This is a genomic window from Flavobacterium sp., from assembly GCF_965284515.1.
In the GTDB taxonomy this organism is placed as follows: domain Bacteria; phylum Bacteroidota; class Bacteroidia; order Flavobacteriales; family Flavobacteriaceae; genus Flavobacterium.
Genome location: NZ_OZ260089.1, coordinates 1,614,889 through 1,628,168 on the forward strand (window position 1 = coordinate 1,614,889; position 13,280 = coordinate 1,628,168).

Annotated in this window: 3 protein-coding genes; 2 read left to right on the forward strand and 1 reads right to left on the reverse strand. The window is 36.6% G+C overall.

Features of this window, described 5'->3' with window-relative positions:
- Positions 1–127 precede the first annotated feature (127 nt).
- Positions 128–385 (forward strand): hypothetical protein, encoded by a 258-nt coding sequence (locus tag ACQ65T_RS07475; RefSeq protein WP_430400460.1) that lies wholly within the window; start codon positions 128–130, stop codon positions 383–385.
- Between the two features lie 6 nt (positions 386–391).
- Positions 392–11,938, forward strand: a complete 11,547-nt coding sequence (locus ACQ65T_RS07480; protein ID WP_430400461.1) for a T9SS type B sorting domain-containing protein — start codon at positions 392–394, stop codon at positions 11,936–11,938.
- Positions 11,939–12,011: 73 nt separating this feature from the next.
- Here ACQ65T_RS07480 and ACQ65T_RS07485 read toward each other — a convergent pair whose 3' ends face one another.
- Positions 12,012–13,205 carry a pyridoxal phosphate-dependent aminotransferase gene (locus tag ACQ65T_RS07485; protein WP_430400462.1) on the reverse strand — a complete coding sequence of 398 codons (1,194 nt, stop codon included), beginning with the start codon at positions 13,203–13,205 and terminating at the stop codon, positions 12,012–12,014.
- Between the last annotated feature and the right edge of the window lie 75 nt (positions 13,206–13,280).

Below are 13,280 nucleotides of genomic sequence, written 5' to 3' on the forward strand. Positions count from 1 at the left end.
AAAAACTACTCTATTAATTTTTATAGCATTTTTATGCTTAAATTTTGTTAAAGCCCAAGAATCAAAGACCTCAAATTATAATTTACCACCCGGATGTGTGCTTAAACAGAAAGTAAAATTTTATGATTTGTCATATAAATTAGACAGGAAAGTTTCTTCACATAATTTTTCTGATTCCGATTTATTGGTAGTAAAAGATATTCCATCTAATCAACTAGATGAATTCAAAAACACAGATCCAGAATATTATAATTATTACATTAAAGGTCTTTCCTTTTTTGAAAGTTTGTCTAATAAAGTAAAGCAAACATATAATAATACCGAATTATGGTATATATATGTTTTTGACCAAGATTTAAAGAACAGACTATTAACTATTAAATAATTTAAAATGAAGAAAATTTACTTATTAGTTTTAGGTATTGTTTTATTATGCGATTTTTCAATATACAGTCAAACTTATAATATGCCCAATGGGGCAAATGGTACAAATGTAACATGCTCAGGAACTTTTAGAGATGGAGCTGGTAACTATGGTGCTTCGCAAAACAGTACAATAACTTTTTGTCCTACTGTTCCAACAGATAAAATTAGAATTTCATTTACTGCTTTTGATACAGAATCAATTGGTGCTACTTGTTATGATTATCTAGATATGTGGCATGCAAATGCAGCTGGGCCAGTTGGCACACAAGCTGATAGATTTTGTGGGACTTTAGCTCCTTTTGTAGTAACTTCTATCAGTCCTGATGGATGTATTTCATTTAGGTTTACTTCAGATGCAAGTTTTCAATATGCAGGTTGGACAGCAACAATTTCATGTGTTACACCATGTGTGCCGCCAACTGCAGCTTTAGTAACAGCTTCAACTGTTGATATTTGTTCTTCAAATTCATTGAATCCAGGTTCAACTACTGTTGCTTTTGATGCGTCAAACTCAACTACACCAAGTGGTTCGTTAGTTAGATATGAGTGGGATTGGGGAGATGGTACTAATAATATCACTGCTACACCAACAACAACTCATACTTTCCCTACAACAGGAGGTCTTTATTTAGTCAGATTAAGAGTTCGAAATAATAATTTTGCAACTGATCCACTCGGTTGTTTAAGTTCAAATTCCGTCACAAGAACCATTAGGGTTATGCCTGAACCTCTCTTTACGGGGACTTCAGGTACGCCAATTCCTGTAACTTGTGGTAATTCTGTAACACTAAATGGTCAGGCACTTTCCCAGACAATTGTTCAAGCCACTCCTGCTGTAATTTCAGGACCGGTAAATTTGCCAGATGGTTCAGGGTCAAGTTATAACTCTACTTTAGACTTTTCAGGATTGTTTCCTCCGGGTGCTACTATGACAGCTGGTTGTTATCCAACAATTTCATTTGATATAGAGCATTCATATACAGGTGATTTAGATATATCATTAATTTCTCCAACAGGAGAAACTGTTTTACTTTTCGATCAGCATGCACCTACTATTCCTGGTCATTTTGGTTTATGTTCTAATGGAGCTACTGATGGCGTAGCTGGTTGTCCAGCTACTTATACTGTTGTAAATACAGGAGGTGCTTCATGGACGGCTGTTGGAAGTACTACTGCAGGTCCTCCAACTGTTAATGGAGCGTGTGCTTATACTGGAGTATGTGAAACAGGTGGGTCATATTATATACCTCAAACATATACATCAACAAATCCTTTTACAACTTTAAATGGTGCTGCTTTAAATGGAGTTTGGACATTAAGAGTTACTGATAATATTAGCTCTGATGACGGAGTTTTATCCAATTGGTCATTGACTTTTCCAGCTGCTTGTTATGCAAATTTATTATCGGAAACTCCAGATTTAGTTACTGCTACATGGAGCCACTCAGGAGCTGGTCCTGTTATTCCTGCTCAAACAACCACTAGTGTTGTAGTTAATAACCCTGGACCTTCTTGTCCGGCGCCAGGCCCATGTGTTGGTAATGAATTGTCTAATGATATTAATTTAGGACCTTTTCCTACTGTTGGAATGTATACTTATACATTTACTGTAACAGATGAATATGGTTGTCAATATGATAGAGATGTAGTTGTTGATGTAACTTGTCCTTGTAATTTGACTCTTACTTCGGCAGCAGCAACAACTAATCAGACTTTGTGTTTAGGAAATGCAATTAATAATATTGCATACAGCTTTGGTGGTAGTGCTTCAAGTGTAAATGTTACAGGATTACCTGCAGGAGTAACAGCCAGTATAGTAGGAACAAATGTTACTATTTCTGGAACTCCTTCAGCTACAGGAACATTTAATTATACTGTTACTACTGTTGGATGTACTCCAAATCTTTCGCTAAATGGAACCATTGTTGTTAACCCTGGTCCGGTTTTTACTAGTTTAACTAGTAATTCTCCAATTTGTGAAAATTCAAATGCTGAGTTTTACCTTCAAGGTACCCCAAATTCAACAGTAACTTATGATATTGATGGTGGAGCTTCTCAAAATGTTGTTTTAAATGGTGCAGGAACTGCAACAGTTGTTGTACCTTCTGTAACAGCTAATACAACTTTAACTACTAGTTTAATTACCTCTACTGCAACTCCAGTTGTTGGTAATGGTCTTAGTGCAACTGGGGGTAATATTCCAGCAAATTCAACAGGGGGTATATCTGCCCTAGGTGCTGCTGCTAATGCTGCAAATTGTGCTTCTGTAGACAATACGAATTCAACTCTTACAATCACATTGCAACATACTGTGCCTGCTGGTACAACGGTTACTCTTAGTATTGCTAGAGATAATAATCAAGGAAATGTTAATATTTCTGATGGAACTGCAGGTATTGGTACTTTTAATGCTGGACCAAATGATGTACTTCAAAGAATTAATGTAGTTACAACTGTAGCTACAAACACTATTGTTATTACTAGAGCAAATGGTATTGTATGGGTTGATGGTGTTCAATATACATTTACACCACCTGGATGTAGTGTTACTATTTCAAATGCTACTACAGTAACTGTAAATCCAACGAATACTATTTCATTAACTTCTGCAGTTGGAACTGACGCTCAATCAATATGTGTTAATTCATCACTAACAAACATTACATATGCTACTACTGGAGCAACGGGAGCAACTATTACAGGTTTACCTGCAGGAGTTACTGGAAGTTGGTCAGGTAATGTTGTTACTATATCAGGAACACCTACTACTACTGTTGGTTCTCCATTTAATTACACAGTTACCTTAACAGGAGGTTGTGGAACTGTTAGTACAGTTGGTACAATTACGGTTAATCCAATTCTAATGCCAACAATTAATTGTGGAGCATCTACAACTACATCAGTTCAGTTTACATGGGCAGCTGTTTCTGGAGCTACAAGTTATACAGTTTCTTATACCATTAATGGTGGTGCAGCTACTCCAACCACTAACATAGGAAATGTTACTTCATATACAATTAATTCTTTGACTGCTGGAGATTCAGTTCAAATCACTTTAACTCCTGTTGGTGGTGCTGGTACTTGTTTTACTTTCTCAGTACTAACATGTAATGCTAATGCTTGTATTCCACCAGCTTTACCTTTATCATCGGCGGTTAGTTCGGATTCTCAAACCATATGTATTAATACTCCGTTAACTAATATTGTTTATACTTTAGTACCTGGGTCTCCTGCGGCAACTAATGTAACATTATCAGCGGGTGCTTTTCCTGCAGGAGTTACTGGAAGTTTTTCAGGAGGAGTTTATACAATTAGTGGTTCTCCATCGGCTTCAGGTGTTTTTAATTATACTTTGACTACTTCTGGAGGCTGTACAGATACTTCTGTTATGGGTACAATCACAGTTACACCAGATAATACAATTGCATTAAGTTCAGCAATTGGAACAGATGGACAGACAATTTGTGTAAATACAGCGCTTACAAACATTACGTATGCTACTACCGGAGCAACAGGAGCTACTATTACAGGTTTACCTGCGGGAGTTACAGGAAGTTGGTCAGGTAATGTAGTTACTATATCAGGAACACCTACTACATCAGTTGGTTCACCTTTTAATTACACAGTTACTTTAACAGGAGGTTGTGGAACTGTAAGTGAAGTTGGAACAATCACAGTTACACCAGATAATACAATTGCATTAAGTTCAGCAGTTGGTACTGATGGACAGACAATCTGTGTAAATACAGCACTTACAAACATTACATATGCTACTACCGGAGCAACGGGAGCTACTATTACAGGTTTACCTGCGGGAGTTACAGGAAGTTGGTCAGGTAATGTAGTTACTATATCAGGAACACCTACTACATCAGTTGGTTCACCTTTTAATTACACAGTTACTTTAACAGGAGGTTGTGGAACTGTAAGTACAGTTGGAACAATCACAGTTACACCAGATAATACAATTGCATTAAGTTCAGCAATAGGAACAGATGGACAGACAATTTGTGTAAATACAGCACTAACAAACATTACATATGCTACTACCGGAGCAACAGGAGCTACTATTACAGGTTTACCTGCGGGAGTTACAGGAAGTTGGTCAGGTAATGTAGTTACTATATCAGGAACACCTACTACATCAGTTGGTTCACCTTTTAATTACACAATTACTTTAACAGGAGGTTGTGGAACTGTAAGTGAAGTAGGAACAATCACAGTTACACCAGATAATACAATTGCATTAAGTTCAGCAATTGGAACAGATGGACAGACAATTTGTGTAAATACAGCACTTACAAACATTACATATGCTACTACCGGAGCAACGGGAGCTACTATAACAGGTTTACCTGCGGGAGTTACAGGAAGTTGGTCAGGTAATGTAGTTACTATATCAGGAACACCTACTACATCAGTTGGTTCACCTTTTAATTACACAATTACTTTAACAGGAGGTTGTGGAACTGTAAGTACAGTTGGAACAATCACAGTTACACCAGACAATACAATTGCATTAAGTTCAGCAATTGGAACAGATGCACAGACAGTTTGTGAGAATACAGCACTAACAAACATTACATATGCTACTACCGGAGCAACGGGAGCTACTATCACAGGTTTACCTGCGGGAGTTACAGGAAGTTGGTCAGGTAATGTAGTTACTATATCAGGAACACCTACTACATCAGTTGGTTCACCTTTTAATTACACAGTTACTTTAACAGGAGGTTGTGGAACTGTAAGTATTATTGGTAGAATTGGAGTAATATCTAATAATACAATTAACTTAAGTTCAGCTGCAGGAACAGATGCACAGACAATCTGTGTTAATAATGTTCTTAATACTATTTTATATGATACTACCGGAGCAACGGGAGCTACTATCACAGGTTTACCTGCGGGAGTTACAGGAAGTTGGTCAGGTAATGTAGTTACTATATCAGGAACACCTACTACATCAGTTGGTTCACCTTTTAATTACACAATTACTTTAACAGGAGGTTGTGGAACTGTAAGTACAGTTGGAACAATCACAGTTACACCAGATAATACAATTGCATTAAGTTCAGCAATTGGAACAGATGGACAGACAATTTGTGTAAATACAACACTTACAAACATTACATATGCTACTACCGGAGCAACAGGAGCTACTATTACAGGTTTACCTGCGGGAGTTACAGGAAGTTGGTCAGGTAATGTAGTTACTATATCAGGAACACCTACTACATCAGTTGGTTCACCTTTTAATTACACAATTACTTTAACAGGAGGTTGTGGAACTGTAAGTACAGTTGGAACAATCACAGTTACACCAGATAATACTATTTCATTAACTTCTGCAGTTGGTACTGATTCACAATCAATCTGTGTAAATACAGCACTTACAAACATTACATATGCTACTACCGGAGCAACGGGAGCTACTATCACAGGTTTACCTGCGGGAGTTACAGGAAGTTGGTCAGGTAATGTAGTTACTATATCAGGAACACCTACTACATCAGTTGGTTCACCTTTTAATTACACAGTTACTTTAACAGGAGGTTGTGGAACTGTAAGTACAGTTGGAACAATTGGTGTGGTTTTAAATAATTCGATCACATTAAGTTCAACAATTGGAACAGATGGACAGACAATTTGTGTAAATACAGCACTTACAAATATTACATATGCTACTACCGGAGCAACAGGAGCTACTATTACAGGTTTACCTGCGGGAGTTACAGGAAGTTGGTCAGGTAATGTAGTTACTATATCAGGAACACCTACTACATCAGTTGGTTCACCTTTTAATTACACAATTACTTTAACAGGAGGTTGTGGAACTGTAAGTGAAGTAGGAACAATCACAGTTACACCAGATAATACAATTGCATTAAGTTCAGCAATCGGAACAGATGGACAGACAATCTGTGTAAATACAGCGCTTACAAACATTACGTATGCTACTACCGGAGCAACAGGAGCTACTATTACAGGTTTACCTGCGGGAGTTACAGGAAGTTGGTCAGGTAATGTAGTTACTATATCAGGAACACCTACTACATCAGTTGGTTCACCTTTTAATTACACAATTACTTTAACAGGAGGTTGTGGAACTGTAAGTGAAGTAGGAACAATCACAGTTACACCAGATAATACAATTGCATTAAGTTCAGCAATTGGAACAGATGGACAGACAATTTGTGTAAATACAGCACTTACAAACATTACATATGCTACTACCGGAGCAACGGGAGCTACTATTACAGGTTTACCTGCGGGAGTTACAGGAAGTTGGTCAGGTAATGTTGTTACTATATCAGGAACACCTACTACATCAGTTGGTTCACCTTTTAATTACACAGTTACTTTAACAGGAGGTTGTGGAACTGTAAGTACAGTTGGAACAATCACAGTTACACCAGATAATACTATTTCATTAAGTTCAGCAATCGGAACAGATGGACAGACAATCTGTGTAAATACAGCACTTACAAACATTACATATGCTACTACCGGAGCAACAGGAGCTACTATTACAGGTTTACCTGCGGGAGTTACAGGAAGTTGGTCAGGTAATGTAGTTACTATATCAGGAACACCTACTACATCAGTTGGTTCACCTTTTAATTACACAATTACTTTAACAGGAGGTTGTGGAACTGTAAGTACAGTTGGAACAATCACAGTTACACCAGATAATACTATTTCATTAACTTCTGCAGTTGGTACTGATTCACAATCAATCTGTGTAAATACAGCACTTACAAACATTACATATGCTACTACCGGAGCAACGGGAGCTACTATCACAGGTTTACCTGCGGGAGTTACAGGAAGTTGGTCAGGTAATGTAGTTACTATATCAGGAACACCTACTACATCAGTTGGTTCACCTTTTAATTACACAGTTACTTTAACAGGAGGTTGTGGAACTGTAAGTACAGTTGGAACAATTGGTGTGGTTTTAAATAATTCGATCACATTAAGTTCAGCAATTGGAACAGATGGACAGACAATTTGTGTAAATACAGCACTTACAAACATTACATATGCTACTACCGGAGCAACGGGAGCTACTATTACAGGTTTACCTGCGGGAGTTACAGGAAGTTGGTCAGGTAATGTTGTTACTATATCAGGAACACCTACTACATCAGTTGGTTCACCTTTTAATTACACAATTACTTTAACAGGAGGTTGTGGAACTGTAAGTGAAGTAGGAACAATCACAGTTACACCAGATAATACTATTTCATTAAGTTCAGCAATTGGAACAGATGGACAGACAATTTGTGTAAATACAGCGCTTACAAACATTACGTATGCTACTACCGGAGCAACAGGAGCTACTATTACAGGTTTACCTGCGGGAGTTACAGGAAGTTGGTCAGGTAATGTAGTTACTATATCAGGAACACCTACTACATCAGTTGGTTCACCTTTTAATTACACAGTTACTTTAACAGGAGGTTGTGGAACTGTAAGTACAGTAGGAACAATCACAGTTACACCAGATAATACTATTTCATTAAGTTCAGCAATTGGAACAGATGGACAGACAATTTGTGTAAATACAGCGCTTACAAACATTACGTATGCTACTACCGGAGCAACAGGAGCTACTATTACAGGTTTACCTGCGGGAGTTACAGGAAGTTGGTCAGGTAATGTAGTTACTATATCAGGAACACCTACTACATCAGTTGGTTCACCTTTTAATTACACAGTTACTTTAACAGGAGGTTGTGGAACTGTAAGTGAAGTAGGAACAATCACAGTTACACCAGATAATACAATTGCATTAAGTTCAGCAATTGGAACAGATGGACAGACAATTTGTGTAAATACAGCACTTACAAATATTACATATGCTACTACCGGAGCAACAGGAGCTACTATTACAGGTTTACCTGCGGGAGTTACAGGAAGTTGGTCAGGTAATGTAGTTACTATATCAGGAACACCTACTACATCAGTTGGTTCACCTTTTAATTACACAATTACTTTAACAGGAGGTTGTGGAACTGTAAGTGAAGTAGGAACAATCACAGTTACACCAGATAATACAATTGCATTAAGTTCAGCAATTGGAACAGATGGACAGACAATTTGTGTAAATACAGCGCTTACAAACATTACGTATGCTACTACCGGAGCAACGGGAGCTACTATCACAGGTTTACCTGCGGGAGTTACAGGAAGTTGGTCAGGTAATGTAGTTACTATATCAGGAACACCTACTACATCAGTTGGTTCACCTTTTAATTACACAGTTACTTTAACAGGAGGTTGTGGAACTGTAAGTGAAGTAGGAACAATCACAGTTACACCAGATAATACAATTGCATTAAGTTCAGCAATTGGAACAGATGGACAGACAATTTGTGTAAATACAGCACTTACAAATATTACATATGCTACTACCGGAGCAACAGGAGCTACTATTACAGGTTTACCTGCGGGAGTTACAGGAAGTTGGTCAGGTAATGTAGTTACTATATCAGGAACACCTACTACATCAGTTGGTTCACCTTTTAATTACACAGTTACTTTAACAGGAGGTTGTGGAACTGTAAGTACAGTTGGAACAATCACAGTTACACCAGATAATACTATTTCATTAAGTTCAGCAATTGGAACAGATGGACAGACAATTTGTGTAAATACAGCACTAACAAACATTACATATGCTACTACCGGAGCAACAGGAGCTACTATTACAGGTTTACCTGCGGGAGTTACAGGAAGTTGGTCAGGTAATGTAGTTACTATATCAGGAACACCTACTACATCAGTTGGTTCACCTTTTAATTACACAATTACTTTAACAGGAGGTTGTGGAACTGTAAGTGAAGTAGGAACAATCACAGTTACACCAGATAATACAATTGCATTAAGTTCAGCAATTGGAACAGATGGACAGACAATCTGTGTAAATACAGCGCTTACAAACATTACGTATGCTACTACCGGAGCAACAGGAGCTACTATTACAGGTTTACCTGCGGGAGTTACAGGAAGTTGGTCAGGTAATGTAGTTACTATATCAGGAACACCTACTACATCAGTTGGTTCACCTTTTAATTACACAGTTACTTTAACAGGAGGTTGTGGAACTGTAAGTGAAGTAGGAACAATCACAGTTACACCAGATAATACAATTGCATTAAGTTCAGCAATTGGAACAGATGGACAGACAATTTGTGTAAATACAGCACTTACAAATATTACATATGCTACTACCGGAGCAACAGGAGCTACTATTACAGGTTTACCTGCGGGAGTTACAGGAAGTTGGTCAGGTAATGTAGTTACTATATCAGGAACACCTACTACATCAGTTGGTTCACCTTTTAATTACACAATTACTTTAACAGGAGGTTGTGGAACTGTAAGTGAAGTAGGAACAATCACAGTTACACCAGATAATACTATTTCATTAAGTTCAGCAATTGGAACAGATGGACAGACAATTTGTGTAAATACAGCGCTTACAAACATTACGTATGCTACTACCGGAGCAACAGGAGCTACTATTACAGGTTTACCTGCGGGAGTTACAGGAAGTTGGTCAGGTAATGTAGTTACTATATCAGGAACACCTACTACATCAGTTGGTTCACCTTTTAATTACACAGTTACTTTAACAGGAGGTTGTGGAACTGTAAGTACAGTTGGAACAATTAGTGTTTCTGAACCACCAACAGCAACAATTAGTTATGCACAACCTGAATACTGTGTTTCAAATACTTCTGTAAATGTTATTATTTCAGGAACTGGTAACTATACTGGAGGAGTTTATTCTTCAATACCAGCTGGATTATCTATTAATTCTGCTACAGGTGAAATAAACCCTTCATTGAGTACACCTAATTCGTATACTGTTAATTATGAAATTCCAGCTTCAGGACCGTGTGTGTCGAGTATTGTTTCTACAACTATCACAATCACACCACGTCCAACAGTTATAATTACAAATAATCTTCCGAGTATTTGTTCGGGTTCATCTACAGATATTGTTTTAACTAGTAATGTTCCAGGAGCAACCTTCAGTTGGAATGCAGTAGGAACAAATGTAAGTGGATCAACAAATGGTACAGGTACATCAATCAATCAAATATTGACTACTACATCTGATTTAGTTGGAGAAGTAGTTTATACAGTAATAGCTACTGCAAATGGATGTTCAGGAGACCCAATAGAGGTAAGGGTTAATATCAATCCTATACCTGATGTTGTTGTTACACCAACATCAGAAACAATATGTTCAGGTACGTCAACTAATATTTCTTTTAGTGGTTCAATATCTGGAACAGTATTCAATTGGACAGTTGTTCAGTCAGGAGTTACAGGAGCTACATCAGGAACAGGAACAAGTATTCAGCAAACATTGGTAACAACTAGTTTGATTAGCTCTGGTACAGCTACATATACAATTACTCCAGTTTTAAATGGATGTTCTGGTACACCAGTTGATGTTATAGTTACAGTTAATCCAACACCAGAGATATTAGGAACACCGACTCATTTACCAATTTGTAGTGGAGAGTTCACTAATATTAATGTTTCGGCAATGGATCCAGCTACAGTATTTGATTATACAGTCAGTGCAGTTGGAGTTATAGGCGCAACAGGAGGAACAATTACAGCAGGAGCACCAATAGCACAACAATTAGAGACTATTTCAAACTCTCAAGGTTATGTAGATTATACCATAACACCAACTTTAAATGGATGTTCAGGAACGCCTATTGTAATTAGAGTGTATGTAAATCCATTACCATTACCAGTATTAGAAGATGGAGTTATTTGTGTTGAATTATCAACAGGAAATGTTTTCCAAACGTATTATTTCCATACAGGATTGAGTAATTCAACTCATACGTTTGTTTGGTATTATGAGGGAGTTATTATTCCTGGAGCTACATCAACAAGTTATGAGGCAACAGCAGCTGGATCATATTCAGTGATTGCTACAAATATCGCAACAGGATGTAGTTCATTAGAAGTGTTTGGAACAGTGAATGCGACGAATCCAGCAACAAGTTTTACATATACAGTTACAAACGCATTTACAGATAATGCTACAATAGTTGTAAATGTACCAGATGGAAATGGAACAATAATGTATCAAATAGACGATGAGGCATTACAAAGCTCAAATATCTTTACAGGAGTAAGTCCTGGAATGCATGTAATTACAGTTGTAGATACACAGGGTTGTACTTACTTAACAGAAGAGGTAATGGTTATTGATTATCCAAAATACTTTACTCCAAATGGAGATGGTTATAACGACTACTGGAATATTATTGGATTACAAAATCAGCCGGGAGCTAAACTATACATCTTTGATAGATATGGTAAATTAATTAAGCAAATTAGTACGACTGGTCAAGGATGGGATGGAACGTTTAATAATCAACAATTACCATCAACAGATTACTGGTTTACAGTTGAGTTTGAAGAAGCAGGGCAACAAAAAGTATTTAGAGCTCACTTCTCATTAATTAGATAAAACAAAAAACACTATAAATAAAAAAGCAGTACCATTGGTACTGCTTTTTTATTTATAATTAGATAAATTAATTTTAAAATTGACGATAAGTTTTTAATGCTTCTTTTAATATTTCAACTGAGCGAATTAAATCTTCTTTCTTTAAAACATAAGCAATTCGTACTTCATCTAGTCCCACATTTGGAGAAGAATAGAAACCAGCTGCTGGAGCAACCATTACTGTTTCGCCATTTAAATCATAAGACTCAAGAAGCCACTGAGCAAAATCATTTGCACTTGCAATAGGAAGTTTTGCAATACAATAAAATGCCCCTTTTGGTGTAGCTACCTGAACACCTTCAATTTTTTCTAATTCAGAAATTAATATATCCCTTCTTTCTTTATATTCTGTAATTACCTCGTCAAAATAACTTTGTGGAGTTTCTAATGCAGCTTCACTAGCAATTTGAGCATAAGTTGGTGGACTTAACCTTGCTTGTGCAAATTTCATTGCTGCAGCCATTAAGTCCTTGTTTTTTGAAACAATACACCCAATTCTTGCTCCACACATACTGAATCTTTTAGATACAGAATCAATCATAATTGCATGGTTTTCTAATCCAGGCACATTCATAACTGAAAAATGTTTGTAACCGTCATAAGTGAATTCTCTATATACTTCATCAGCAATTAAAAATAAGTCATGTTTTTTGACAATTTCAGCCAATTGATTTATTTCTGCTTCAGAATATAAATACCCAGTTGGATTTCCTGGATTACATATTAAGATAGCTTTTGTTTTAGAAGTAATTAATTTTTCAAAATCTTCTATAGGAGGTAATGCAAAACCAGTTTCAATTGTTGAAATTACCGGAACTACTTTTACACCAGAAGCAACAGAAAAGCCATTGTAATTTGCATAAAAAGGCTCAGGAATAATAATTTCATCATCTGTATCCATAGTGCTTCCAAGAGCAAATAATAAAGCTTCAGACCCACCAGTTGTAATTATAATGTTTTGAGAATCGATTGGTAAATTTTGATTCTTATAATATTGAGAAAGCTTGTCTCTATAACTTTCAAATCCTGCTGAATGAGAATATTCTAGAACTTCTAATTTTGCATTTTTAACAGCATCCAAAGCAACTTGAGGCGTCTTAATATCAGGTTGACCAATGTTTAAATGGTATACTTTATTTCCTTTTTTCTTTGCGATTTCTGCATAAGGAACCAATTTTCTAATTGGTGATTCAGGCATTTGAGTACCTTTTTGAGATATTTTTGGCATTTTATTTGTTTTTTGGTTAGCAAAATTGCAATTAATTTTAGAATTCTAAAAGTTAAATCATATTAATTCACGTTT